General features: G+C 59.5%; 25 protein-coding genes. 18 read left to right on the forward strand and 7 right to left on the reverse strand.

The features are described 5' to 3' along the window. Window positions 1-18: 18 nt before the first annotated feature. Both ACI5GA_RS22020 and ACI5GA_RS22025 read right to left on the reverse strand, forming a co-directional pair. Window positions 19-582 (reverse strand): L,D-transpeptidase family protein, encoded by a 564-nt coding sequence (locus ACI5GA_RS22020; protein ID WP_404637362.1) that lies wholly within the window; start codon window positions 580-582, stop codon window positions 19-21. 52 nt (window positions 583-634) lie between these two features. Further along, a complete protein-coding gene (locus ACI5GA_RS22025) occupies window positions 635-1,186 on the reverse strand; it encodes an NUDIX hydrolase (RefSeq protein WP_404637364.1) in 552 nt (183 codons plus the stop codon). Window positions 1,187-1,333: 147 nt separating this feature from the next. Here ACI5GA_RS22025 and ACI5GA_RS22030 point away from each other — a divergent pair, with 147 nt between their 5' ends. The 4 genes from ACI5GA_RS22030 (at window position 1,334) to purT (ending at window position 4,102) form a co-directional block, all read left to right on the forward strand. Continuing rightward, complete coding sequence (locus ACI5GA_RS22030; protein ID WP_404637366.1) at window positions 1,334-1,945, forward strand: CoA pyrophosphatase; 612 nt, start codon at window positions 1,334-1,336, stop codon at window positions 1,943-1,945. Window positions 1,946-2,001: 56 nt separating this feature from the next. Then, entirely contained in the window at window positions 2,002-2,526 is a 525-nt protein-coding gene (locus ACI5GA_RS22035; protein ID WP_404637368.1) for a gamma carbonic anhydrase family protein, read from the forward strand. Beyond that, window positions 2,526-2,744 (forward strand): DUF1289 domain-containing protein, encoded by a 219-nt coding sequence (locus ACI5GA_RS22040; protein WP_421424257.1) that lies wholly within the window; start codon window positions 2,526-2,528, stop codon window positions 2,742-2,744. The genes ACI5GA_RS22035 and ACI5GA_RS22040 overlap by 1 nt, the downstream gene beginning before the upstream one ends. A 176-nt stretch (window positions 2,745-2,920) precedes the next feature. Then, window positions 2,921-4,102, forward strand: a complete 1,182-nt coding sequence (gene purT / locus ACI5GA_RS22045) for a formate-dependent phosphoribosylglycinamide formyltransferase (RefSeq protein WP_404637372.1) — start codon at window positions 2,921-2,923, stop codon at window positions 4,100-4,102. Window positions 4,103-4,203: 101 nt separating this feature from the next. Here the strand turns inward: purT and ACI5GA_RS22050 are convergent, their stop codons facing one another. The 3 genes from ACI5GA_RS22050 to ACI5GA_RS22060 form a co-directional block, all read right to left on the reverse strand. Beyond that, the gene (locus ACI5GA_RS22050) at window positions 4,204-5,526 is read right to left on the reverse strand and encodes an MFS transporter (protein ID WP_404637374.1); all 1,323 of its coding nucleotides are present in this window, start codon (window positions 5,524-5,526) and stop codon (window positions 4,204-4,206) included. Between the two features lie 302 nt (window positions 5,527-5,828). After that, window positions 5,829-7,067 carry a CNNM domain-containing protein gene (locus ACI5GA_RS22055; protein ID WP_404637376.1) on the reverse strand — a complete coding sequence of 413 codons (1,239 nt, stop codon included), beginning with the start codon at window positions 7,065-7,067 and terminating at the stop codon, window positions 5,829-5,831. A 12-nt stretch (window positions 7,068-7,079) separates the two neighbouring features. Beyond that, window positions 7,080-7,892, reverse strand: a complete 813-nt coding sequence (locus ACI5GA_RS22060) for a cytochrome C assembly family protein (protein WP_421424258.1) — start codon at window positions 7,890-7,892, stop codon at window positions 7,080-7,082. A gap of 252 nt (window positions 7,893-8,144) precedes the next feature. On the opposite strand from ACI5GA_RS22060, the gene ffh reads away from it, so the two are divergent. The 11 genes from ffh (at window position 8,145) to ACI5GA_RS22115 (ending at window position 19,341) form a co-directional block, all read left to right on the forward strand. Continuing rightward, a complete protein-coding gene (gene ffh, locus ACI5GA_RS22065) occupies window positions 8,145-9,524 on the forward strand; it encodes a signal recognition particle protein (RefSeq protein ID WP_404637380.1) in 1,380 nt (459 codons plus the stop codon). 246 nt (window positions 9,525-9,770) lie between these two features. Further along, window positions 9,771-10,022, forward strand: a complete 252-nt coding sequence (gene rpsP / locus ACI5GA_RS22070) for a 30S ribosomal protein S16 (RefSeq protein WP_404637382.1) — start codon at window positions 9,771-9,773, stop codon at window positions 10,020-10,022. Window positions 10,023-10,027: 5 nt separating this feature from the next. Further along, window positions 10,028-10,564 (forward strand): ribosome maturation factor RimM, encoded by a 537-nt coding sequence (gene rimM, locus ACI5GA_RS22075; protein WP_404637384.1) that lies wholly within the window; start codon window positions 10,028-10,030, stop codon window positions 10,562-10,564. 3 nt (window positions 10,565-10,567) lie between these two features. Then, complete coding sequence (gene trmD, locus ACI5GA_RS22080; protein WP_404637386.1) at window positions 10,568-11,320, forward strand: tRNA (guanosine(37)-N1)-methyltransferase TrmD; 753 nt, start codon at window positions 10,568-10,570, stop codon at window positions 11,318-11,320. Window positions 11,321-11,363: 43 nt separating this feature from the next. Further along, the gene (gene rplS / locus ACI5GA_RS22085; protein WP_404637388.1) at window positions 11,364-11,714 is read left to right on the forward strand and encodes a 50S ribosomal protein L19; all 351 of its coding nucleotides are present in this window, start codon (window positions 11,364-11,366) and stop codon (window positions 11,712-11,714) included. Window positions 11,715-11,970: 256 nt separating this feature from the next. Continuing rightward, complete coding sequence (gene xerD, locus ACI5GA_RS22090; RefSeq protein WP_421424259.1) at window positions 11,971-12,867, forward strand: site-specific tyrosine recombinase XerD; 897 nt, start codon at window positions 11,971-11,973, stop codon at window positions 12,865-12,867. A 168-nt stretch (window positions 12,868-13,035) separates the two neighbouring features. Next, window positions 13,036-13,779 carry a bifunctional protein-disulfide isomerase/oxidoreductase DsbC gene (gene dsbC / locus ACI5GA_RS22095; RefSeq protein WP_404637392.1) on the forward strand — a complete coding sequence of 248 codons (744 nt, stop codon included), beginning with the start codon at window positions 13,036-13,038 and terminating at the stop codon, window positions 13,777-13,779. An 89-nt stretch (window positions 13,780-13,868) separates the two neighbouring features. Continuing rightward, the gene (locus tag ACI5GA_RS22100) at window positions 13,869-15,173 is read left to right on the forward strand and encodes a homoserine dehydrogenase (RefSeq protein WP_404637394.1); all 1,305 of its coding nucleotides are present in this window, start codon (window positions 13,869-13,871) and stop codon (window positions 15,171-15,173) included. Between the two features lie 48 nt (window positions 15,174-15,221). After that, window positions 15,222-16,631, forward strand: a complete 1,410-nt coding sequence (thrC, locus tag ACI5GA_RS22105; protein WP_421424260.1) for a threonine synthase — start codon at window positions 15,222-15,224, stop codon at window positions 16,629-16,631. 114 nt (window positions 16,632-16,745) lie between these two features. Then, entirely contained in the window at window positions 16,746-18,896 is a 2,151-nt protein-coding gene (locus ACI5GA_RS22110) for a transporter substrate-binding domain-containing protein (RefSeq protein WP_421424261.1), read from the forward strand. A gap of 148 nt (window positions 18,897-19,044) precedes the next feature. Further along, the gene (locus ACI5GA_RS22115; protein WP_404637398.1) at window positions 19,045-19,341 is read left to right on the forward strand and encodes a DUF3509 domain-containing protein; all 297 of its coding nucleotides are present in this window, start codon (window positions 19,045-19,047) and stop codon (window positions 19,339-19,341) included. Window positions 19,342-19,502: 161 nt separating this feature from the next. On the opposite strand, the gene ACI5GA_RS22120 is transcribed toward ACI5GA_RS22115, so the two are convergent. Further along, the gene (locus ACI5GA_RS22120; RefSeq protein ID WP_404637400.1) at window positions 19,503-20,396 is read right to left on the reverse strand and encodes a TIGR02285 family protein; all 894 of its coding nucleotides are present in this window, start codon (window positions 20,394-20,396) and stop codon (window positions 19,503-19,505) included. A gap of 295 nt (window positions 20,397-20,691) precedes the next feature. Here ACI5GA_RS22120 and ACI5GA_RS22125 point away from each other — a divergent pair, with 295 nt between their 5' ends. The 3 genes from ACI5GA_RS22125 to ACI5GA_RS22135 all read left to right on the forward strand — a co-directional run bounded on the left by ACI5GA_RS22125 (window position 20,692) and on the right by ACI5GA_RS22135 (window position 24,208). After that, a complete protein-coding gene (locus ACI5GA_RS22125; RefSeq protein WP_404637402.1) occupies window positions 20,692-21,234 on the forward strand; it encodes a YaeQ family protein in 543 nt (180 codons plus the stop codon). Between the two features lie 59 nt (window positions 21,235-21,293). Continuing rightward, the gene (gene recJ / locus ACI5GA_RS22130; protein WP_421424262.1) at window positions 21,294-23,009 is read left to right on the forward strand and encodes a single-stranded-DNA-specific exonuclease RecJ; all 1,716 of its coding nucleotides are present in this window, start codon (window positions 21,294-21,296) and stop codon (window positions 23,007-23,009) included. 92 nt (window positions 23,010-23,101) lie between these two features. Beyond that, complete coding sequence (locus ACI5GA_RS22135) at window positions 23,102-24,208, forward strand: NADH:flavin oxidoreductase/NADH oxidase (RefSeq protein WP_404637406.1); 1,107 nt, start codon at window positions 23,102-23,104, stop codon at window positions 24,206-24,208. Window positions 24,209-24,309: 101 nt separating this feature from the next. Here ACI5GA_RS22135 and ACI5GA_RS22140 read toward each other — a convergent pair whose 3' ends face one another. Then, window positions 24,310-26,322, reverse strand: coding sequence for a response regulator (locus ACI5GA_RS22140; protein WP_421425510.1), 2,013 nt, complete (start codon window positions 26,320-26,322; stop codon window positions 24,310-24,312). Window positions 26,323-26,354 lie beyond the last annotated feature (32 nt).

Consider the following 26,354-nt stretch of genomic DNA (forward strand, 5'->3'; position numbering starts at 1 on the left):
GACTGGTATTAAGCTGGCCTACGGCCGGATCTCGATCATCGTGCCGTCTTTGACCAGATCCCACACCTCACGAATGTCGCTGTTCTTCATGGCGATGCAGCCATTGGTCCAGTCCAGCGTGTGGAAATACCACTCCGGGTACTCTTCGTTGATCGGCGTGCCGTGGATCATGATCATGCTGCCGGGGTTCACGCCTTCGCGGCGGGCGCGGGCGGAATCGGAGATGTTCGGGTAAGAAATGTGCATCGACAGATTGAAGGCATCGCTGGTCTTGCGCCAGTCCAGCCAGTAGAAACCTTCAGGGGTGCGCTGGTCACCTTCCTGCAACTTCGGCCCTTTGGGGGATTTGCCCAGCGAGATGCGGTAGGTCTTCAATGCCTCGCCCTTGCTCATCAGTTGCAGTTGATGCGCCGACTTGAGCACCAGCACCTTGTCGATGGTGCGGTTGGCGATGTCCTGGGTGTCCACGACCTTGCCGTCGACGAACTTCTGCTCGCTGCCCTTGGGCACGATAGTCTGGGTAAACGCAGCGTGCGACAACGGAACGAACGACAGGCACAGAGCAGCAAGCAACACACGCATTTCAACAATATCCCTGAAGCCTGCGCATCGGCGAACGCGCGTCATCATCTGATCAAGTGGTTTTAAGAGGAGGGGTGATAGACAGGCAATCGGTCCGCACGGGGAATTCTTGATGCCGCCGGTCGCTGAAGAAGCATTCTAGGGTACGCCGGACCGTCTGGAAAGCCAGCTCGGACCATGGTACATCCGCCTCCTCGAACAGTTTCACCTCAAGGCTCTCCACCCCGGCAGCGAAGTCGGCGCTGGCCATGTTGGCGCGGTAGAAAATGTGCACCTGGCTGATGTGTGGCACATCGATCATTGCGTAAAGGTGCAGGTCCTCCAGCACGGCGCAGGCTTCTTCGACCGTTTCCCGGCGTGCGGCCTGTTCGACGCTTTCGCCGTTTTCCATGAAACCGGCAGGCAGGGTCCAGTAGCCCAGCCGAGGCTCGATGGCGCGGCGACACAACAACACTTTGCCCTCCCAGACCGGCAATACCCCAGCGACGATATTGGGGTTCTGGTAGTGAATGGTGTGACAGTGATCGCACACGTAACGGGGGCGACTGTCGCCCTCGGGGATGCGCTGGGTGACCTGTTCGCCGCAGTGGCTGCAGAATTTCATGATCGGATCGCGTTCTTGAAGTCAGCGGCTATCTTGGCGTGCCGCGCGGGTGTGGAGCAAGGCCCGTGTTTCGACCGACGGAGGAGGGGTTGGGCGCGTCGCGGCTTTGGTGCATCATGCCGGACAGGCATTAGATCGAGAACGCCCATGCTGGACGAGCTACTTCGCCGTATCAACAGCCACACGCCAGGCACCCTGGAGAACGACGGGCGCTTTCCTGAAGCGGCCGTGCTGGTGCCGATCACCCGTAGCGACGACCCTGAACTGGTGTTGACCCTGCGCGCCAGCGGCCTGTCGACCCATGGCGGCGAAGTCGCATTTCCCGGAGGACGGCGAGACCCTGAAGACCCTGATCTGGTGTTCACTGCGTTGCGTGAGGCGCGAGAGGAAATCGGTCTGGCGCCGGGTCTTGTCGAAATCGTCGGGCCACTGAGTCCGCTGATTTCCAAACACGGCATCAGGGTCACGCCTTACGTTGGCGTCATCCCGGATTTTGTCGAGTACACCCCCAACGATGGCGAAATTGCTGCCGTTTTCAGCGTTCCGCTGGCGTTCTTTCGCGAAGACGCCCGTGAACATACCCATCGCATCGACTATCAGGGCCGTAGCTGGTATGTGCCGAGCTATCGGTTTGGCGAGTACAAGATCTGGGGCCTGACGGCAATCATGATCGTGGAACTGATGAACGTGCTGTTCGACAGCAATATCAATTTGCACCACCCACCGCAGCGTTCGGCCATTCTGACGCTGAAATCCTGACCGTGAGCCCCCGCGCTCGACCCACGGCCAAAGAGCCGAGCCATGAGGAAAACAAGATGAAATACCGCCTGGGCGATGCCCGTGTCGAAGCCCACTCGCAAAGCTGGATCGCCCCCACCGCCACGCTGATTGGCAAGGTTCGTTTGCAGGCCAATGCCAGCGTTTGGTTCGGCGCGGTTCTGCGCGGCGACAACGAGCTGATCGACATTGGCGAGAACAGCAACGTGCAGGATGGCACCGTGATGCACACCGACATGGGTTCACCGCTGACCATCGGCAAGAACGTGACCATCGGTCATAACGTCATGCTTCACGGTTGCACGGTCGACGACAACACCCTGATCGGCATCAACTCGGTGATCCTCAATGGCGCGAAGATCGGCAAATACTGCATCATTGGCGCCAATTCTCTGATTGGCGAAGGCAAGGTCATTCCCGATGGCTCGTTAGTCATGGGCTCGCCGGGCAAGATCGTGCGTGAACTGAGCGACGCGCAAAAGAAGATGCTCGAAGCCAGCGCCGCTCATTACGTGCACAATGCGCAGCGTTATGCACGGGAACTGGCCCCGCAGGAAGATTGATGTCCACTGAACTCCCTATTCGCGAAAAACCGGTGCGTTCGCCTTGCGTCAGCATTTGCGCATTGGACGAGGCCGACATCTGTGTCGGCTGCCAGCGTACGGTCGCCGAAATCACCGGCTGGAGCCGCATGACCAACGATGAGCGTCGTGCGGTGCTGGCGCTGTGCGACGAGCGCGCGAAGGCCAGTGGGATGATGTTTTCGGTACCGAGGGGCTGACACCGATTTGTGGGAGCCGGCAAGCCGGCTCCCACAGCAATTGCGTCATTCTCGGGATCATCTGTCCGCTGCCACACCCCATCCCTCCGCCTTCATGGTAAATTGCGCGCCTTTCTCCCCTGCGGTTGCTCGCCTGTGGCGGGTTGCCCTCGATATCTGCTCCACGAGGACCTGAGATGACTCAAATCGGAACTCCACTGTCGCCGACCGCGACCCGCGTTTTGCTCTGCGGTTGCGGCGAGCTTGGCAAGGAAGTGGTGATCGAACTGCAACGCCTGGGCGTTGAGGTGATTGCCGTCGACCGTTACGCCAATGCTCCGGCCATGCAGGTCGCGCACCGCAGTCATGTGATCAACATGCTTGACGGCGCCGCGCTGCGTGCCGTGATCGAGGCCGAGAAGCCGCATTACATCGTCCCGGAAATCGAAGCCATCGCCACTGCGACCCTGGTGGAACTGGAGTCCGAAGGCTTTACCGTGATTCCGACGGCACGTGCCGCACAGTTGACCATGAACCGCGAAGGCATTCGCCGTCTGGCCGCTGAAGAGTTGGACCTGCCCACCTCGCCGTACCACTTTGCCGACACCTTCGAAGACTACAAAAAGGCCGTCGAAGACCTGGGCTTCCCGTGCGTGGTCAAGCCGGTCATGAGTTCGTCGGGCAAAGGTCAGAGCCTGCTGAAAACCGAGGCCGATGTTCAGAAGGCCTGGGAGTACGCGCAGGAAGGCGGTCGCGCGGGCAAAGGCCGCGTGATCATTGAAGGTTTCATCGACTTCGACTACGAAATCACCCTGCTGACCGTGCGCCATGTCGGTGGCACCACCTTCTGTGCACCTGTGGGGCATCGTCAGGAGAAGGGCGATTACCAGGAATCCTGGCAGCCACAGGCCATGAGTCCAGTGGCGCTGGCAGAATCCGAGCGTGTCGCCAAAGCGGTGACCGAGGCACTGGGCGGTCGGGGTCTGTTCGGCGTCGAACTGTTCATCAAAGGCGATCAAGTGTGGTTCAGCGAAGTGTCGCCGCGTCCCCATGACACCGGTCTGGTGACCCTGATTTCTCAAGACCTGTCGCAGTTCGCACTGCACGCCCGCGCGATCCTGGGCCTGCCGATTCCGCTGATTCGCCAGTTCGGCCCATCGGCGTCTTCGGTGATTCTGGTGGAAGGCCAATCGACCCAGACCGCCTTCGCCAACCTGGAACAGGCTCTGAGCGAGCCAGACACCGCGCTGCGCCTGTTCGGCAAGCCGGAAGTCAACGGCCAGCGTCGCATGGGTGTGGCCCTGGCGCGTGACGAATCCATCGAAGCGGCCCGTCGCAAGGCGACCCGCGCGTCGATGGCGGTGAAGGTGCAGTTGTAAGCCTCAGCCGCAAATAAAAACGGCGCCTTCGGAGGCGCCGTTTTTATTTGTCAATGCGACCCCTGTAGGAGCGGGCAAGCCACGCTCCTACCGATCAAGCATCACTTGATGGCATCGAGATCCGCATTCCGCGTTTCTTTCAGGCACAACACGGCAATCAGGCTCAGCAGCGCGGCCGCCGACACATAACCGCCCACCCAGCTCAAACCGCCCATTTCCACCAATTGCTGAGCGAAAAATGGCGCGACCGAGGCGCCGACGATCCCGCCGATGTTATAGGCCGCCGACGCGCCGGTGTAACGGACGCGGGTCGGAAACAGTTCAGGCAGCATTGCGCCCATCGGTGCGAACGTGACGCCCATCAGGAACAGCTCGATGGACAGAAACAGCGTCACTGCCCAGGTCGAGCCGTGGGTCAGCAGGGGGTGCATCAGGAAGCCTGACAAAATCGCCAGCACGCCGCCGACAATCAGCACCGGCTTGCGCCCGAAACGGTCACTCGCCCACGCGGACAACGGGGTTGCCAACGCCATGAACAACACCGCAAAGCACAGCATGGCGAGGAAGGATTCCCGGCTGTAACCCAGGCTCTTGACCCCATAGCTCAGCGAGAACACCGTCGAGATGTAGAACAGCGCGTAGCACACCACCATCGAGGCAGCGCCCAGCAACATCGGCGCCCAATACTGTGCGAACAGCTCGGCAATCGGCATCTTGAGGCGTTCGTGACGGGCAATGGCTTTGGCGAAAATCGGTGTTTCTTCCAGCTTCAGGCGCACGTAGAGACCGATGACGACCAGCACCGCACTGAGCAGGAACGGGATGCGCCAGCCCCAGGAGCGGAATTGTTCGTCATTCAGTGTCATTGCCAGTGTCAGAAACAAGCCGTTGGCTGCGAGAAAGCCAATCGAAGGGCCAAGCTGCGGGAACATGCCGAACCACGCGCGCTTGCCTTTGGGGGCGTTTTCAGTGGCCAGCAATGCAGCACCGCCCCATTCACCCCCCAACCCAAGACCCTGGCCGAAGCGCAGCACGCACAACAGAATCGGCGCCCACGAACCGATGGTCTCATAGCCCGGTAGCACGCCAATCAACGTGGTGCAGATGCCCATCAGTAGCAGCGACGCCACCAGTGTCGATTTACGACCAATGCGATCACCGAAGTGACCGAACAGCGCCGAACCCAGTGGGCGCGCGAGAAAGGCGATCCCGAAGGTCAGAAATGCCGACAGCATCTGTGCGGTGCTGGACGTCTGTGGAAAGAACACCGGGCCGATCACCAGCGCGGCGGCGGTGGCGTAGACGTAGAAGTCGTAGAACTCGATGGCGGTGCCAATGAAACTGGCGGTGGCGACACGGGCGGCAGAATTGGCGGGCGGCGCCGCCTGCTCATCGCTGGATGGATAAGTGGAGGTACTGGTCATGCGAGTATCCCTGGCAGTCATCTTGCCTGTCAGCGGGAGACGAAACGTCCTGCGCGCGCTGAGGCAAACGTTAATTATTGTGGGTACAGCGCTGAACAGACTAGCCCGGATGCGGGGGAGGGCGCTGGCATCGCTCGGGATGAGAGCAGGCGCCAGAGGTGTCGCGTGAAGACGTCAGGCTGAGTGACTGGCCGACGCTCGCATTGTGCGGGTAGCACGCGGGTCGGCGGGGCTGGGTAAGCGGGTCGATTATAGAAAGGGCGTCAACGCGGAAACAAGTGTTTCAAACAGGCTGGCGCGCTTTAGATCACGTCTTTGGTCCGACTGTTCTGCCACATCAGCACGCGGGTCACCCGATTGTCCTCGGTTTCGAGGGTTTCCAGCCGGTAAGGCCCGATCTTCAGGCACACCGAGCTGTCGGGAATCGTTTCCAGCGCCTCGGTGATCAGGCCGTTGACGGTCTTCGGGCCATCGGCGGGCAGGTGCCAGCCAAGGCTCTTGTTCAGGTCGCGAATCGACGCCGCGCCTTCAACCACCAGACGTCCATCCGGCTGCGGATGAATGTGCGGATTGTCGAGGGTTTGTTCGCTTTCGAATTCACCGACGATTTCTTCAAGGATGTCCTCAAGGCTGACGATGCCTTGCACCTCGCCGTATTCGTCCACCACCACGCCCATGCGCCGCTGTTGTTTGTGGAAGTTCAGCAATTGCAGTTGCAACGGCGTGCTCTCCGGCACGAAATAGGGTTCGTAACAGGCAGCTTTCAACGCTTCTTTGGTCAGCTGTCCGCGAGGCAGCAGGTGACTGATCATGCGTGTGTTGAGCACGCCTTCGACCTGGTTGATGTCGTTGTGATAGACCGGCAGACGTGTGTGACGGGAAATGATCAACTTGTCGGTGATCTCTTCGATGGTCTCGTCCAGATTGATACCGTCCACTTCGCTGCGCGGCACCAGAATGTCGTTGACGGTCATGCTGTCCAGCGCATGGATGCCGGACAGAACGCGGGAGCGGCCAAACTGGCTTTCGTTGTCCTGATAGATCAGGGCGCCCTGATCGTCGTCATCGGCAGCCGTGTCGGGGCGGCGTTTGGACAGGAAGGGGCGCAACAACAGTTTGGCGAGGTTTTTGTAGAACCACGTCAACGGGCGCAACAGACGCATGGGAATGCGCAGGACGTTGTTCCCCAGCAGCAGAATCGCCTCCGGGCGCCGTGCCGCCAGCTTGCGCGGAATGAACTCGGTGACGATGATCAGCAAGCTGGCGACGACAACCCATGCGATCAGTGGGCCATGGGAATACCACTGCCCGATCGCGAGCAGGGTCGCCAGAATGGTGATCAGGGTTTTCAGCAGGGTATTGCCCAGCACCAGGCTGTTGAAATTAAAACCCAGCGTGGGTTTGGCTGGCTCGGTCGAGCGCGGATTGATGCGGGCGGCACGCAGATTGTGATGCGCCGCTTCGACAGCAGTAAACAGCCCCGACCACAGGGTGAGCAGGGCGAGGAGCGCGAGCATCGTGCCGGTGGGCAGGTTTTCCATGGTCAGCGCCTGTCAGATGTGCAGGATGTATTCGCGGACGAGCTTGCTGCCGAAGTAGGCCAGCATCAGCAGCAGAAAGCCGCCCAGGGTCCAGCGAATCGCTTTGTGCCCACGCCAGCCCAGGCGCGTGCGGCCCCACAGCAGGACGCTGAACACGATCCAGGCGAGGATCGACAGCAGCGTTTTATGCACCAGATGCTGGGCAAACAGGTTTTCGACGAACAGCCAGCCGGAAATCAGCGACATCGACAGCAATGTCCAGCCCGCCCAGAGGAAGCCGAACAACAGACTTTCCATGGTTTGCAGGGGCGGGAAGCTGCGAATCAGCCCGGAGGGGTGCTTGTTCTTGAGCTGATGGTTCTGCAGCAGAAGCAGCAAGGCCTGAAACACCGCGATGGTGAACATGCCATAGGCCAGGATCGACAACAGAATGTGCCCGATCAAGCCCTGTTCACCGATGATCGGTTGCAGCGTGCCCGCCGGGGCGAACTGCGCCATCAAGGTGGTGAGCAAGCCCAGCGGGAACAACAGAACCAGCAGGATTTCCACGGGAATGCGAATGCAGGCCAGCATGGTCACGATGATCACCGCAACGGCGATCAGGCTGGCGGCGCTGAAAAAATCCAGGCCCAGGCCGATCGGGCGCACCAACTGGCTGAACAGCGCACTGGCCTGGCAGGCGACGGCGAGGGTGCCGATCAGGCACAGCAGCCATTTGTCGGCCTTTTTGCCTTGGCGCAGGCGAATACCTTGGTAGAGGGTCGCAGCGGCGTAAAGCACGGTGGCGGCGAGGCTGAATGGCAAACTCGGTGACAAGGCGAACATAGATCCTGATGGGCGTGCCCGAAAGCCGCTGAGTGTGGCATAGAACCGGCACGGCACGAAAGACCACAGAAGCAGACGTCATGGTGTCCGTGCGTCAGAGTCTTCGCTATAATCCGCGACCTGCTCACGCCAACGCCTTGCCGAGCACTGTTCCTTCTTTATATAGGCAGCACGCCGACACCGCGTCAGGTGCTTGCCAACGGGCACAGGGCCGCACCCACTGGGGTTCGCCGCGAACTCAAAGGATCACGCATGTTTGAAAATCTGACAGAACGTCTCTCGCAGACGCTGCGCCAGGTCACCGGCAAAGCCAAGCTGACCGAGGACAACATCAAGGACACGCTGCGTGAAGTGCGCATGGCGCTGCTCGAAGCCGACGTGGCCCTGCCGGTTGTCAAAGAGTTCGTCAATCGCATCAAGGAACGTGCGGTCGGCACTGAGGTGTCTCGCAGCCTGACGCCAGGTCAGGCGTTCGTGAAGATCGTGCAGGCCGAGCTGGAAGACATGATGGGGGCAGCCAATGAAGAGCTGTCCCTCAATGTTGCGCCTCCGGCAGTGGTGCTGATGGCGGGTCTGCAGGGGGCGGGTAAAACCACCACCGCAGGCAAGCTGGCGAAGTTTCTCAAAGAGCGCAAAAAGAAAAGCGTGATGGTGGTGTCGGCTGACGTGTATCGCCCTGCGGCGATCAAGCAGCTTGAAACCCTGGCCAACGACATCGGTGTGACGTTCTTCCCTTCCGATATCAGTCAGAAGCCTGTGGCCATTGCAGAAGCGGCCATCAAGGAAGCCAAACTCAAATTCATCGATGTCGTGATTCTCGACACCGCAGGCCGTCTGCACATCGACGCCGAGATGATGGGCGAGATTCAGGCGCTGCATGCCGCTGTCAAACCGGCCGAAACGCTGTTCGTGGTGGACGCCATGACCGGTCAGGACGCCGCCAACACGGCCAAGGCCTTTGGTGATGCGCTGCCGCTCACCGGTGTGATCCTGACCAAGGTCGACGGTGATGCCCGTGGCGGTGCCGCGCTGTCCGTCCGCGCCATTACCGGCAAGCCGATCAAGTTCATCGGTATGGGCGAGAAGAGCGAAGCGCTGGAGCCGTTCCATCCGGACCGTATCGCATCGCGCATCCTCGGGATGGGCGACGTGCTCAGCCTGATCGAACAGGCCGAGCAGACCCTCGACAAGGAAAAGGCCGACAAACTGGCCAAGAAGCTGAAGAAAGGAAAGGGCTTCGACCTCGAAGACTTCCGTGACCAGCTGCAACAGATGAAGAACATGGGCGGCTTGGGCGGCCTCATGGACAAACTGCCGAGCATCGGCGGCGTCAACCTGTCGCAGATGGGCAACGCGCAGAACGCGGCAGAAAAGCAGTTCAAACAGATGGAAGCCATCATCAACTCGATGACCCCGGCCGAGCGTCGCGATCCCGAGCTGATCAGCGGCTCACGCAAGCGCCGTATCGCGATGGGTTCCGGCACTCAGGTGCAGGACATCGGGCGTCTGATCAAGCAGCACAAACAGATGCAGAAGATGATGAAGAAATTCTCCGCCAAGGGCGGCATGGCCAAAATGATGCGCGGCCTGGGTGGCATGATGCCCGGCGGCGGTGGCATGCCTCGCCTTTGATCGGTCACTGCGCGGACCGTTCGTCCGCGCAACCTTCTTTGGGATGACCTCCCATAGGCTCGTGAATACGAGCGAAAACAGGCCATTGAAAACGATGGCACCCTTGCAGATGCGAATGACCCTGCGCCTCGCGCCGGAAAAAGTCATTTGCAATCGTCCGGATATTCCTTAGAATATGCGGCCTTTCGGGCACCCGTGCCCGTTTGTGCACCTTAGATTTGCAGCACACTAACAGGAAATTGTTCAATGCTAACAATCCGTCTGGCCCTTGGCGGCTCCAAGAAGCGCCCGTTCTACCACCTGACTGTGACCGACAGCCGTAACCCACGCGACGGTTCGCACAAAGAGCAAATCGGTTTCTTCAACCCGGTTGCCCGTGGTCAGGAAATCCGTCTGTCCGTGAACCAAGAGCGCGTCAACTACTGGTTGAGCGTTGGTGCACAGCCATCTGAGCGCGTTGCTCAGCTGTTGAAGGAAGCTGCGAAGGCTGCGGCCTGAGCAATATGAGCGCGACGCCAGCTTCTGCCGACGATCTGATCGTTATCGGCAAGATCTATTCGGTACATGGCGTGCGTGGAGAAGTGAAGGTGTATTCCTTTACCGATCCAACTGAAAACCTGTTGAAGTACAAAACCTGGACGCTCAAGCGCGAAGGTAATGTGAAGCAGGTTGAGCTGGTCAGTGGGCGCGGGAGCGACAAGTTCCTGGTCGCAAAGCTCAAGGGTCTTGATGATCGTGAAGAAGCTCGTCTTCTGGCCGGTTACGAGATCTGCGTGCCAAGCCACCTGCTGCCGGGTCTGGACGACGGTGAGTACTACTGGTACCAGCTTGTCGGCTTGAAGGTCATCGACCACCTCGGGCAATTGCTCGGGAAAATCGATCACCTCCTGGAAACCGGTTCGAACGATGTAATGGTGGTCAAGCCCTGCGCAGGCAGTCTGGACGATCGTGAACGCCTGTTGCCCTATACGGATCAATGCGTGTTGGCCGTCGACCTGGTTGCAGGCGAGATGAAGGTGGAATGGGACGCGGATTTCTAAGCAATGGCCAGCCTGCGCATTGAAGTCATCACGCTGTTTCCCGAGATGTTTTCCGCCATCAGCGAATACGGCATTACCAGCCGTGCGGTAAAGCAGGAGCTGTTGCAGCTCACGTGCTGGAATCCGCGGGATTACACCACGGATCGACATCACACGGTGGATGATCGCCCTTTTGGCGGCGGCCCCGGCATGGTGATGAAGATCAAGCCTCTGGAAGACGCTCTGGTTCAGGCCAGGCAGGCAGCAGGGGATGCGGCGAAGGTGATTTACCTGTCGCCACAAGGCCGCAAGCTGGAACAGTCTGCGGTACGCGAACTGGCGCAGGAGCAAGCACTGATCCTGATTGCCGGTCGTTATGAAGGCATTGACGAGCGCTTTATTGAGGCTCATGTCGATGAAGAGTGGTCGATAGGGGATTACGTGTTGTCTGGCGGCGAGCTGCCGGCCATGGTCCTGATCGATGCGGTTACACGGCTGCTGCCCGGAGCTTTAGGGCATGCGGACTCCGCGGAGGAAGATTCCTTCACGGATGGTCTGCTCGATTGCCCGCATTACACCCGACCTGAGGTGTATGCGGATCAGCGTGTACCCGACGTGTTGCTGAGTGGCAACCATGCACATATCCGGCGTTGGCGTTTGCAGCAGTCCCTAGGCAGGACCTACGAACGACGTGCCGATCTTCTGGAAAGGCGCTCGCTTTCTGGAGAAGAGAACAAGCTGCTGGCGGAATACCTCCGCGAGCGGGACGATAGTTAACGTATCGATGGTAGATCCGACTGATTTACCTTAGGAGCACAACATGACAAACAAAATCATTCTGGCCCTCGAAGCAGAGCAGATGACCAAAGAGATCCCTCCTTTTGCCCCGGGCGACACCATCGTCGTTCAGGTGAAAGTAAAGGAAGGTGACCGTTCCCGTCTGCAAGCCTTCGAAGGCGTTGTAATCGCCAAGCGCAACCGTGGTATCAACAGTGCTTTCACTGTTCGTAAAATCTCCAACGGTGTTGGCGTTGAACGTACTTTCCAGACCTACAGCCCGACTATCGACAGCATGGCTGTGAAACGTCGCGGTGACGTACGTAAAGCCAAGCTGTACTACCTGCGCGACCTGTCGGGTAAAGCAGCACGCATCAAGGAAAAACTGGCTTAATCGCCGTTTTTCGATTCAAAAGGAAGCAGCCTTCGGGCTGCTTTTTTTATGCCTGGATGAAAGGCTCAGGCCACGCCGAATCTGTGGGAGCGAATTCATTCGCGAAGCGGTGTTTCAGCCGACGGAGTAGGATTGGTCGTGGCACCCTCTCGCGAATGAACTCGCTCCCACAGTTCATGTGCAAAGCCGAGGGCTTTGTGTCGACTTGGGAGATATGAAAGACTTCCTCTGTTTTCCTTCGCTCAAGCCTGATCCCATGCCCGCCTTAGACCACCCCATGATTGACCGCTTCCTCGATGCCCTGTGGCTGGAAAAGGGGCTGTCGGATAATACGCGTGATTCGTACCGCAGCGATCTGGCCTTGTTCAATGGCTGGTTGCAGGAAAGGGGTGTTGATCTGATCGGGGTGGGGCGTGAGGTGATTTTTGATCATCTGGCCTGGCGTGTGGACAACGGCTACAAGGCACGATCGTCTGCACGTTTTCTTTCCGGTGTAAGAGGTTTTTATCGTTATCTTTTGCGAGAGAGGCTGATTTCCGTCGACCCGACGCTCCAGGTGGATATGCCTCAGCTCGGTAAGCCATTGCCCAAATCCCTGTCCGAGGCCGATGTCGAGGCGCTGCTCGCGGCGCCGGATCTGAGTGAAGCCATCGGCCAGCGCGACCGAGCGATGCTGGAAGTGCTTTACGCCTGTGGGCTGCGGGTGACGGAACTGGTCAGCTTGACGCTTGAACAGGTCAATCTGCGTCAAGGTGTCTTGCGCATCATGGGCAAGGGTAGCAAGGAGCGCCTGGTGCCGATGGGCGAGGAGGCCATTGTCTGGGTTGAGCGTTATCTGCGAGACGCTCGCCAAGAGCTGTTGGGCGGTCGCCCCAGCGATGTGCTTTTTCCCAGCCTGCGAGGCGAGCAGATGACGCGCCAGACCTTCTGGCACCGCATCAAGCTGCAGGCCAAGGTCGCGGGTATCGGTAAAAGCCTTTCACCCCACACGCTGCGTCACGCCTTCGCCACTCATCTGCTCAATCACGGCGCCGATCTTCGAGTCGTACAAATGTTGCTGGGCCACAGTGACCTGTCGACGACCCAGATCTACACCCACATCGCGCGAGCCCGCTTGCAGGAATTGCACGCCAAACACCACCCTCGTGGGTGATCGGGGGGCAGGAATTTACGACGAGTCTTACATCAGTCGGCGTCGGCCTCGCGGGCCTAATGTGATAGGCTTTGCCGGTTTCGCAGATTGGAGCCCCGAAAATTTCCCGGTACGTCCGCGTCCGCCGTTTTCAATTCCGCCCGTCTGCCCACCGCTCGAGGAGTTTTCATGCGCGTGACTCGTTTTATCGGTGCTGCTGTCGTAGCGCTGGCCAGTACTTTCAGCCTGTTTGCCTCTGCTGACGAAGCGTCCGACAAGGCTATCCGCAAGACACTGGAATCACTGAACCTGGAAATCCCTGTAGAGAGCATTTCCAGCAGTCCTCTCAACGGCCTGTATGAGGTCAACCTGAAGGGCGGTCGCGTGCTGTATGCCAGTGCTGACGGTCAGTTCGTGATGCAGGGCAACCTGTATCAGATTCAAGGCGGCAAACCGGTCAACCTGACCGAAAAGGTCGAGCGTCTGGCGATTTCCAAGACCATCAACGGCATCCCGACCGCTGAAATGGTCGTCTATCCGGCCGTGGGCGAAACCAAGTCACACATCACCGTGTTCACCGACACCACCTGCCCTTATTGCCACAAACTGCACGGCGAAGTGCCGGAGCTGAACAAGCGCGGCATCGAAGTGCGCTATGTCGCCTTCCCGCGTCAGGGCCTGGGGTCGCCGGGTGACGAGCAGTTGCAGGCGGTGTGGTGCTCCAAGGATCGCCGCGACGCCATGGACCGCATGGTCGATGGCAAGAACATCAAGGCACCCAAGTGCGATAACCCGGTGACCAAACAGTTCGAGATCGGCCAGTCGATTGGTGTGAACGGCACCCCTGCCATCGTGCTGGCGGATGGTCAGGTTATCCCGGGCTATCAACCTGCGCCCCAAGTGGCAAAGCTGGCGTTGAGCGCCGCCAAGTAACCCAATAAACCAGTTCAACAGCGAGCCGCACTGTCATGCGGCTGATACCACGGTCGGCCACGTGCCGATCGTTTTACGGGGAGTTCATAGTGAAACCGGTCAAAGTAGGCATCTGTGGGCTGGGTACTGTCGGTGGCGGTACCTTCAATGTGCTAAAGCGTAACGCCGAGGAAATTGCCCGCCGTGCCGGGCGTGGAATCGAAGTGGCGCAGATTGCCATGCGTTCGCCAAACCCCAATTGCCAGATTACCGGTACCCCGACCACCACCGATGTTTTCGAAGTGGCCAGCAATCCTGACATCGACATCGTTATCGAGCTGATCGGCGGCTACACCGTCGCGCGCGAACTGGTGCTCAAAGCCATTGAAAATGGCAAGCACGTGGTCACTGCCAACAAGGCGCTGATCGCGGTGCACGGTAATGAAATCTTCGCCAAGGCGCGTGAGAAAGGCGTCATCGTCGCCTTCGAAGCGGCCGTGGCAGGTGGCATTCCGGTGATCAAGGCGATCCGTGAAGGCCTGGCGGCCAACCGCATCAACTGGGTGGCAGGCATCATCAACGGTACCGGCAACTTCATCCTGACCGAAATGCGCGAGAAGGGCCGTACCTTTCCTGACGTGCTGGCCGAAGCGCAGGCACTGGGTTATGCCGAAGCCGATCCCACCTTCGATGTCGAGGGCATCGATGCGGCGCACAAACTGACCATTCTGGCGTCCATCGCCTTTGGCATTCCGCTGCAATTCGACAAGGCCTACACCGAAGGCATCACTCAGCTGACCACTGCTGACGTGAACTACGCCGAGGCGCTGGGTTACCGCATCAAACACCTGGGGGTTGCGCGCAGCACGCCTGCTGGTATCGAGTTGCGTGTGCACCCGACCTTGATTCCGTCGGATCGCCTGATCGCCAACGTCAATGGCGTGATGAACGCCGTGATGGTCAACGGCGACGCGGCGGGTTCGACGCTGTTCTATGGTGCAGGCGCAGGCATGGAGCCTACCGCTTCGTCGGTGGTCGCGGATCTGGTCGATGTGGTGCGTGCCCTGACCACCGACCCTGAGAACCGCGTGCCGCATCTGGCCTTCCAGCCCGATTCGCTGTCGGCCCATCCGATCCTGCCGATCCAGGAGTGCGAAAGCGCGTATTACCTGCGCATTCAGGCCAAGGACCACCCGGGTGTGCTAGCGCAGGTGGCGAGCATCCTGTCCGAGCGCGGGATCAACATCGAGTCGATCATGCAGAAGGAGGCCGAAGAGCAGGATGGCCTGGTGCCGATGATTTTGCTGACCCACCGAGTGGTCGAGCAACGTATCAACGATGCCATTCAGGCGCTGGAAGCGCTGGAAGGCGTAGCCGGTCCGGTCGTGCGCATTCGCGTCGAGCATCTCAACTAAGAGCCGTTGCGAGCGTGAAGCTCGCACCTCGAACCAAAGGTTTGAAACATGCGTTATATCAGTACTCGCGGCCAGGCACCGGCCCTGAATTTCGAAGACGTCCTGCTCGCGGGCCTTGCCAGCGACGGCGGTCTGTACGTCCCTGAAAACCTGCCTCGTTTCACTCAGGAAGAAATCGCTTCCTGGGCCGGCTTGCCGTATCACGAGCTGGCTTTTCGGGTGATGCGCCCATTCGTGACCGGCAGCATTCCGGACGCGGACTTCAAGAAAATCCTGGAAGAAACCTACAGTGTGTTTGCGCACAACGCGGTCGCGCCATTGCGCCAGCTCAACAGCAACGAGTGGGTGATGGAGTTGTTCCATGGCCCGACCCTGGCGTTCAAGGACTTCGCCCTGCAACTGCTGGGTCGCCTGCTGGACTACGTGCTGGAGAAGCGCGGCGAGCGCGTGGTAATCATCGGCGCAACCTCCGGCGACACCGGTTCGGCTGCCATCGAAGGCTGCCGCCGTTGCGAGAACGTCGACATCTTCATCCTGCACCCGAATAACCGCGTGTCGGATGTGCAGCGCCGCCAGATGACCACCATCTTTGGCGACAACATTCATAACATCGCCATCGAAGGCAACTTCGACGACTGCCAGGAAATGGTCAAAAACAGCTTTGCTGATCAGGGCTTCCTGAAGGGCACGCGTCTGGTGGCGGTGAACTCGATCAACTGGGCGCGGATCATGGCCCAGATCGTTTACTACTTCCACGCCGCGCTGCAATTGGGCGGTCCGGCGCGCTCCGTGGCGTTCTCGGTGCCGACCGGCAACTTCGGCGACATCTTCGCCGGCTATCTGGCGCGCAACATGGGCCTGCCGATCAGCCAATTGATCGTCGCCACCAACCGCAACGACATCCTGCACCGCTTCATGAGCGGCAATCAGTACGTCAAAGAGACCTTGCACGCCACGCTGTCGCCATCGATGGACATCATGGTGTCGTCGAACTTCGAACGTCTGTTGTTCGACATGCACGGCCGCAATGGCGCAGCGATCGCAGAGTTGATGGACAGCTTCAAGAAAGGTGGCGGTTTCAGCGTAGAAGAAGACCGTTGGACCGAGACCCGCAAGCTGTTTGACTCCCTGGCTGTCAGCGACGAGCAGACCTGCGAAACCATTGCCGAAGTCTTCGCCAGCACCGGTGAAGTGCTTGACCCGCACACAGCCATTGGCGTGAAAGCGGCTCGCGATTGCCGTCGCAGCCTGGACACGCCAATGGTGATTCTGGGCACGGCTCACCCGGTCAAGTTCCCGGAAGCCGTTCAAAAAGCCGGTGTAGGAAAAGCACTTGAACTGCCTGCACATTTGTCTGATTTGTTCGAGCGTGATGAACGTTGCACGGTGTTGCCAAATGACCTGAAGGCCATGCAGGCCTTCGTCAGCCAGCATGGCAACCGCGGCAAGCCGCTCTGACCGTATCCTGGTGTAACAAGTTAAGGCCCGCTCCCCAGCGGGCCTTCTCGTTTCTACGTGCCAAACTTGCGAAAATTTCTGCTTTTCGCAAACAACCAATTGGCGGTAGAACACATGAACATGGACACGCAAGGAATGCCCGTCCAGCCTCGAATCACACTGCATGCTCTATGGGTATTGATGCTGATCGCGTGCGTCTGGAGTCGACAAGGCGAGGGGGCGGAAACGTTACCGTTTGTGCTTGGGGCACCTTTTCAAGTACCACGGGCGCTTGAACTCAACGATGATGATCGTCGTTGGCTCAAGGAGCGCAAAGTGCTGAGGGTTGGTATCCCCATAGCCGACTATGAACCCATCGATATCACCACTGACCAGAACCGTTATCAGGGTATCAGCGCCGATTACCTGAGCCTGATCAGTGCCAAGTTGTCGCTCCCGATAAAAATCACGGGCTTCTCCCGCCGCGAGGACGAGATTGCGGCGTTGCTGGCGGGCGAGGTTGACGTGCTGACAGGCGCTAACGGTTATGAGCGAGCTTTTTCTGGGCTGAGTTTTTCGAACGATTACATGCCGGATCGATCGGTCGTGGTGGGCCGTAAAGTGGACACCCCCCTTAGAAGCACGCTTCACGGCAAACGAGTCGCTTTGCTTGATGGCTACGCTGACGCCAATGACGTCCATAAAGCTTACCCTGACAGTCAAATCGTATTGGCGCCCACGCTCCGCAGCGGGATGGAGGCTTTGGCGCAAGGAGACGTCGACGCGTTCATTGGCAATGAAGTCATTGTTCGTTCCTATAGCGCATTACGCCCATTCCTCGGGCTGCGAGTTCAATTCGAGAGCCTCTTGCCACCCTCGGGTTTGTCCTTTGCGATGCGCCGCAGTGACGACCGGCTCCAGACGTTGATGAACCGAGCGCTCGGCGATCTTGATGAATCAGTGACGCGAGAAATCCACCGACGCTGGACCGTCGGACTGGGCGACGATGTGGTGGATCAGCGCATTCGTTTAAGTCCCAGCGAGCAGCAATGGATGCGTCGCCATCCACAGGTCAAGGTCGCGTCTACGTTGCACCCGCCTTATATCTACAAGGACGAGAATGGGCAGTGGGTGGGGTTGAATATCGACGTGCTCGACAAGATTTCGCGCATGACAGGTCTGATCTTCGTTCACGAGGCGATGCCTTCCACGCAGGTCGCGCTGGATACGCTCAGCGCTGGCAAGGCCGATATGAACACAACACTCGCGGAGACGCCTGAGCGCAGAGAACTGCTTAATTTCGGCTACGCCTATGGCGGAAACAACTGGGTCTACATCGTAAGGGACGATGAAGAATCCCCGGTCATGCTGTCCGATCTTTCGGGGAAAATACTGGCAATGCCCGCACGGCATGCCTTGCTTGGGGGCATTCAGCGTGACTATCCGCAGATCAGGCTGGAGCTTGTACAGACTTATGCGGAGGCTCGCAGGCGGGTCGAAGCCGGTGATGCCCACGCGACCATTCAAAATGAAGCAGGTGCGTGGGCTGCCCCCCTTGGAAAGCTCAAGGTCGGACGGGGCGTTGAGGGCTTGTGGTCTCCCGACCGGTTTGCAGTGGTCAAGACACAACCGGAGCTGTTGAGCATCCTGAACAAGGCGCTGGATGAGTTTCCCGTTGCCGAGCTGCGTTCGATCCGGATGAAGTGGCTGGGAAGCATGAAGCCTGAAACAAGCGTCTGGAAAAAGATTCCCTCTCCCGTGTATTGGTTGCTGGGGGGCGTAGCGCTATCGGCACTGCTTTCGCTGCTCTGGAACAGACGGCTAAAAGCTCAGGTTGCGCAGCGCGAAAGGGCTGAAGGGCAACTCAATGATCAATTGGTTTTCACCCGAGCCTTGCTCGACGGCCTGCCCGATCCCGTGTATGTGCGCGATCTGCAGGGGAGGTTGATGGCGTGCAACCGACGTTACGAAGACAGTCTGGGTATCAGTTTCGAACAATTGAATGGCCGACGCTTGATTGATATCGACCTGCTACCGCGTGAGAGCGTAGAAAAGATGCATGCTGCCTACATGACACTCCTTCGTACGCAAGAGCCCGTCAAGGATCACCAATCTTTGACTCTTCTGGACCGGCGGATAGAGGCCTTTCAATGGATGGTGCCGTTCTACCGCGCCAATGGTGAGCTGCAAGGACTGGTGGGAGGCTGGACCGACCTGACCGAATCCAGACGGATCGAGCAGGAACTGATAACGGCCCGTCAGCAACCGGAGTCCGCCCCTCCTTGATCCTGAATTCCATCTGTCACATTCGGCAGGCATGCTCCAGTGAACAGGGTGCAGCGATGACCCCACTCACGGCGCCAAGAACTTTCCGCTTCCGTCGATGGTCACTGATGAGCACCTTTTGCATTCAAACGATTGAGTGGTGAATCCAATGGAAAATATCAGCTTGTTGCTAAGCGAAGCCCTGGCACCGTATCAGGCGAGTCTGGGCGCTGCAGGGGTTAATGGCGAGCGTCTGGTGACGTTGAGTAATGCAGCCGGTGCGATTGTGATCGAGCGTGTCTACAGCGCTGCGCAGTTGTGTGACAAACGTCAGTTGACCGACGTGGTCGACGGGCTTCATCGAGATCTGATGGTCGCCGAGGGGCGTATAGAACCTTGTGTGATCGCTGCAATGCGTAATGCGACACAGGTCACTCATTTCGCTGCCGGTCAAGCTTTCATCTGAACCACGGGGAACCTTATCGGCCGAAGTGGCTCTTATTCATTACGGCAGGTGCAGGCATTGTGCTCCGGTGTTCATGTCGCCTGCCGTACGGGTCCAAGGTGGACCGCGGTTGACCCCGAGTAGTCTCCCCGCTGCTCGGGGTTTCTTTTGTCCAGCGTTTTTCAATTGCCCGGTTCGTCGAAAAACGTCTGCGCGTCGCGTAGGTATTCGTCTCTCTTGACCATCCACTCGGCATAGAAGCCGACCAGCCTGGTCGTGCGCAATACACGCATTTCCCGATTGATCACGTCCATGGCGGCGCGCCCTTTGTCGGTCTTCGAGCAGCCGATGTGGGCGAACTGATATTTGGGAGCATCCTTGACCGGGAAGAACTCCAGCTCATCCAGTGGAATGGCCTGTTGCTGCGCGTGATAACGCGCTTCTGGCCAGTAACTGATGATGGCCTGAAAACGGTCCATGCGTTCCATCTGCAACATGCTGCCCACGGCCGCATTGCCGTAGTGCAGGACCAGACTGTCTTGGTGGGGTGTTGTGCGCAGAATCTTGTCGATGGTCGGCCCGTAGCTGCGTTCCGCCACGATCCCTACCTTGACCGTATTGCTCGCCAGCAGCGAGGTGAGATCGAGATGGCCATCGTCGGTGAGGAAGGGCGCGAAGCGCTCGTGATTGCTTTTCTCGATGGTCACGCCGTTACCTGGCGTGGCGTAGGTCGGGATCGAGAACAGGATGGTTTTTTCCCGTTCAGGGGTCCACAACAGCGTCGGATCGCAGGCAAACACGTCCGGGTCTTGCAGCATTTGCGTACCCCGTGCGCGGTTCACGTGCATGATCTGGTGATTGTACTCGGGCATGCGCGCGATCAGTTCGGGCATCAGCTTGTCGATGGCCCCTTGGCCGGTCTGGGGGCCGGCAAAGATGGTCAGGGGCGGAAAGTCGCGCAGCAGCCAGGTCAGTGTTTCCTTGGCATGCGCGGTTCCGGGTATCGTGCCCAGTACCGATGTAACGAGCAGGACACAGAGCCCGGACTTGAGAGGGCGCGGGGAGCGATTGACCATCCGTCGATGTAAATCCCGAAAAAACTGACTGGGGCCGGACTCTGCGCGATCACCACCGAAAGGTACTGAAGGTGCAACGGGCCGCTCTGAACACTTCATCCTAGAGGGTCTCGCATCAAGGTATCGGCGTTGTAGTCCATTTGTTTAACACTCGTCACCTTTGGACGAGTAAAGCACTGCACCGCCGTTTCAGCACACCGTTTGCGCCACTTGAGCGATCAATCATCGCGTCGGGTCGTTCAATGGTCATGCATCGGTTAGACTTGGCGCCTTTCCCGTCTCTAGAAGCCCGTTCATGGCCCAGCCGTCCACGACCTATAAATTCGAACTGAACCTCACCGATCTGGATCGTGGGGTGTATGAAACCGTCAAACAGACCATCGCCCGCCATCCTTCGGAAACCGAGGAGCGTATGGCCGTGCGCCTTTTGGCCTACGCGCTCTGGTACAACGAACACCTGTCGTTTGGCCGGGGGCTATCGGATGTCGACGAACCTGCCCTGTGGGAAAAGAGCCTGGACGACCGCGTGTTGCATTGGATCGAAGTGGGCCAGCCGGACATCGAGCGTCTGACCTGGTGCTCCCGTCGGACCGAACGCACCAGTTTGCTGGCCTACGGCAGCCTGCGTGTCTGGGAGGGCAAAGTGGTGCCTCCTGCTCAGGCGCTGAAGAACGTGAACATTGCCGCCGTGCCCCAAGAGGTACTGGAAACCCTGGCCCGCGAGATGCCACGGGTGATCAAGTGGGACGTCATGATCAGCGAAGGTACGGTGTTCGTGACCGACGACCGTGGTCAGCACGAGGTGCAGTTGCAATGGCTGGCGGGCGAGCGCGGTTGATCGTCGCCTTCACGCCTTCCTGAACACGCTTCACACCAAAGAACATCAGCGGAACCCGCATGCGCATCGAATCACGCCAGTTGCCCGACACCCTGCCATTTCTGGGCGATCTGCCGCCCCTGTTGACCCGCCTATATGCTTCGCGCGGCGTCGTGTCACCCGATGAACTGGACAAAGGCTTGGCGCGGTTGATCCCGTATCAGCAGCTCAAGGGCATCGATGCGGCTGTGGGTCTGCTGGTGACGGCTCTGCAACAACGCCAGCGCATCCTGATCGTCGGCGACTTTGATGCCGATGGCGCGACGGCCAGCACTGTGGGCGTTCTGGGCCTGCGTTTGCTGGGTGCGGCACATGTCGATTATCTGGTGCCGAACCGCTTCGAATATGGCTATGGCCTGACTCCGGAAATCGTCAAGGTCGCCCTTGAGCGCCAGCCTGATCTCCTGATGACCGTAGACAACGGCATCTCCAGTGTCGAGGGCGTTGCGGCGGCCAAGGCAGCGGGTTTGCAGGTATTGGTCACCGATCACCACTTGCCGGGCCACGAGCTGCCTGCCGCTGACGCCATCGTCAACCCCAACCAACCGGGCTGCACCTTCCCGAGCAAGGCGCTGGCGGGGGTAGGGGTGATGTTTTATGTGCTGATGGCCCTGCGCGCGCGGTTGCGCGACATTGGCTGGTTCGAGGCCAATGGTCGGGCACAGCCGAATCTGGGCGAACTGCTGGATCTTGTGGCGCTGGGCAGCGTGGCCGACGTCGTGCCGCTGGACGCCAACAACCGCATTCTGGTGCATCAGGGCCTGATGCGGATTCGTGCAGGGCGCGCGCGTCCGGGATTGCGGGCGATTCTGGAAGTCGCCCGTCGCGACCCTTCGCGCATCACCTCGACCGATCTTGGGTTCATCCTCGGGCCTCGCCTGAACGCAGCGGGTCGTCTGGACGACATGAGTCTGGGCATCGAATGCCTGCTCTGCGACGATGAAACCCTGGCCCGGGAAATGGCCACTCAACTGGACGAACTCAATCAGGACCGCAAGTCCATTGAGCAGGGCATGCAGCGCGAAGCGCTCGCCCAGTTGAAAGACCTGCCGGTGGAGTCGATGCCGTTCGGCCTGTGCCTGTACGAAGCCGAGTGGCATCAGGGCGTGATCGGGATTCTCGCCTCGCGCCTCAAAGAGCGCTACCACCGTCCGACCATCGCGTTCGCCAGTGCTGGAGAGGGCGTGTTGAAAGGGTCGGCGCGTTCGGTGCCCGGTTTCCATATTCGCGACGCGCTGGACGCGGTCGCAGCGAAGCACCCTGCCTTGATCAGCAAGTTCGGTGGCCACGCCATGGCTGCTGGCCTGTCGCTGCCTGCCGAGAATTTCCCGGCGTTCGCCGAGGCCTTCGACGCCGAGGTGCGTCGCCAATTGACGGAAGAAGACTTGACCGGTCGTCTGCTGTCAGACGGCACGCTGGCGGTCGAGGAGTTTCACCTGGAACTGGCGCGTGCGCTGCGCAATGCCGGGCCTTGGGGGCAGCATTTCCCTGAGCCGCTGTTCCATGGCGTTTTCCAGTTGGTGGAGCAGCGGGTGGTCGGTGAGCGGCATCTGAAGATGGTACTCAGGACCGAATGTGGCACCGTCAGACTCGATGGCATTGCCTTCAGCGTGGACCGGGACGTCTGGCCCAATCCGACCGTGCGTTGGGTCGAGTTGGCGTACAAGCTGGACCTGAACGAGTTCCGTGGCAATGAAACCGTGCAATTGATGGTCGCGCATATTTCCCCGCGCTGACTTTTCCGCAGGAACGTCACTTCTCTCAGGTTGTCGACTAGGCTCAAGGTTTAGAACAACGGACCTTCCAACGCCACTTGAGAGAGGTGCCCATGAGCCTGCTGCTTGAACCCTTCACCTTCCGTCAACTGACCCTGCGCAATCGCATCGTGGTGTCGCCGATGTGCCAGTACTGCTGTGCCGACGGCCTGGCCAATGACTGGCATCTGGTGCACCTGGGCAGTCGTGCCGTGGGTGGCGCCGGGTTGATTTTCACTGAGGCTGCTGCAGTGACCCGCGACGGCCGCATCACCCCCGAAGACCTCGGCATCTGGTCCGATGACCAGATCGCGCCGCTGCAACGCATTACCCGATTCATCACCGCGCAAGGTGCGGTTGCCGGTATTCAACTGGCTCATGCCGGGCGCAAGGCCAGCACATGGCGGCCTTGGCTGGGCAAGCACGGCAGCATCCCCACGGATGAGGGGGGCTGGACGCCATGGGGGCCGTCCGAAATCGCGTTCGACCCTCAGCACACCAAACCCACGCCGCTTGACGAGACTCAAATCAAGACGGTGATTCAGGCCTTCGTCGATGCCGCAAAACGGGCGCTGACGGCAGGGTTTTCGGTGGTGGAGATTCATGCGGCCCACGGCTATCTGTTGCATCAATTCTTGTCGCCGTTGAGTAACCAACGGCGTGATCAATACGGTGGCTCGTTCGAGAATCGCATTCGCCTGACACTGGAAGTCACCGCAGCCGTGCGCAAGGTCTGGCCGCAGGAGTTGCCGTTGTTCGTGCGGGTGTCGGCCACTGATTGGGTCGAGGACGGCTGGAACCCGGATGAAACGGTCGAACTGGCCAAACGACTCAAGGCCATTGGTGCCGACTTGATCGACGTGTCATCGGGCGGCACGGCGGCCAATGCCGAGATTCCAGTGGGGCCGGGGTATCAGACCGAGTTCGCGGGGCGTGTTCGGCGAGAGTCGGGGATCGCCACCGGGACGGTGGGCATGATCACCGAGCCGTATCAGGCCGACACGATTTTGCGTACTGGCCAGGCGGATTTGATTCTCTTGGCCCGCGAGCTGTTGCGTGATCCGTATTGGCCCTTGCATGCCGATGATGATTTGGGTGGGCGCCAGGCGGTGTGGCCTGCGCAGTATCAGCGGGCGACCCATCGGGATCAGCCGATTCATGAGTCGGATTTGCGCGATTGAGCAGTCTGGCGTTGTCAGTTCTGTAGCAGTCCGGCTCGTCGGCGGTGGCGTCCGTACAATCGCCACCGCCGGCGAGCCGGACTGCCACGGGGGGGACGTTCTCAGTTTTCCAGCAATCCCTTCACCCGCTCGCTGAGCGCCGGAATCGAAAACGGCTTGGTCAGCACATGCATGCCCGGTTCGAGCCGTCCTTTGTCCAGCGCGGCATTTTCGGCATAACCGGTGACGAACAACACTTTCAGACCAGGCCGGAGCGTGCGCGCGGCGTCAGCCAGTTGGCGACCATTCATGCCGCCCGGCAAGCCGACATCCGACACCAACAGGTCAATGGCCTGACGGGTGTTCAAGATTTCCAGCGCCGATGCCCCGTTGTCTGCTTCCAGTACACGATAGCCCTGATCGGTCAGCACCTCAGCGACCAGCACCCGTACCGACGGTTCATCATCCACCACCAGAACGGTTTCCCCGCCTGCTCCCAGGCGAGCGTCGGGATCCGGGACGGGCGCGTGTTCGGTGACGACTGGAACATCGGAGTGTGCGGGCAGATAAATGCAGATTTGCGAGCCTCGTCCAAGGGTCGATTTGATCTGTACACCGCCCCCCGACTGGCGGGCAAATCCGTAGATCATCGACAGCCCAAGGCCTGTCCCCATCCCGATGGGTTTGGTGGTGAAGAAGGGATCGAATGCCCGCTTGACCACTTCACTGCTCATGCCGCTGCCGTTGTCGCTCACGCACAGCGCGACGTAGCGGCCTTCGGGCAATTCCAGGTCCCGTGCCTCGGCGGCGTCGAGCTCTTTGTTGCAGGTTTCGATCAGCAACTGACCGCCATCCGGCATGGCGTCGCGCGCGTTAAGGCACAAGTTGAGCAGGGCGTTTTCCAGTTGGTGGGGGTCCACCAGTGTCGCCCATAACCCTCTTGTGGCGATGACATCCATGGCAATGGAGGGGCCGACGGTCCGCCGGATCAGGTCGGCCATGCCCTCGACGAGTCGATCGATATCGGTGTGTCTGGGGTCCAGGGTTTGACGACGCGAAAACGCCAGCAGCCGATGGGTCAACGCAGCGGCTCTGCGTGAGCCTTCAAGCGCCGATTCGATGTAACGCTCCAGATGCTCGGTCCGTCCCTTGGCGACGCGGTTTTTTAGCAGCTCGATGTTGCCGCTGACCCCCATCAGCAGGTTGTTGAAGTCATGGGCCAGTCCGCCGGTCAACTGCCCGACCGCTTCCATTTTTTGCGATTGGCGCAACGCGTCCTCCGCCACGCGCAGGGCATCGGCCTGCTGTTTCTCGGTGGTGATGTCCCGCGCGCTGCAGTACATCTTCCCGCCTTCCGGCACCGCTACCCAGGACAGCCAGCGATAGCTGCCATCCTTGCGCCGGTAGCGGTTTTCCAGATTCAAAACCGGATGGTTGTGGCTCAGGGCATCGAACGCTTCCTGGCTGCGCGGGGCGTCGTCGGGATGGATCAGATCGGTGAACGCCCGTTTCGACAGTTCGTCATCGGACCAGCCCAGGGTCAAGCGCCAGGCGGGGTTGGTGGTTTCGAAGCGCAAATCGTCGGTCATGACCGACAACAGGTCAGGGCTGACTTGCCACGTCAGCCCACGTTCGTGAGAGCGCTCGATCACCTGGCGCTCCAGATTGGCGATCAGGTCCAGCCGACGCTGTTCGCTGGCCTTTAATGCTCGTTGGTCCAGGACGCGTTTGGTGGTTTCCTTGGTGATGCACAGCAATCCGGCCACAGCGTTTTGCTCGTCGATGACGGGCGAGAACGAGAATGACCACCACGTCCGTTCGATTTCCCCGTAACGGGCCATCGTCAACGGCAGGTCTTCGCATTGGTAGGGGATACCCCGCAGCGCGTCTTCCACATTAGGCAGCACCTGATCCCATACGTCCGACCACAGCTCCTGCATCCGCGCGCCCATGGCCTTTTCCACCCGAGGGCCGAGCACGGGCGCATAGGCATCGTTGTGAAAGAAGAGCAGATCGGGACCCCAGAGTACGTACATCGACTCTGGAGAATTGAAGATCAGGTTCAAGTGCACTTTCAGCGCGGCAGGCCACTGCTCCATGGGGCCTAGCGACGTCTCGCTCCAGTCGATTCCCATAAGGGTGCGAGCGGCCTCACTGTCACCTGCGG

The sequence above is a fragment of the Pseudomonas sp. Pseu.R1 genome (assembly GCF_045764065.1).
Lineage (GTDB): Bacteria > Pseudomonadota > Gammaproteobacteria > Pseudomonadales > Pseudomonadaceae > Aquipseudomonas.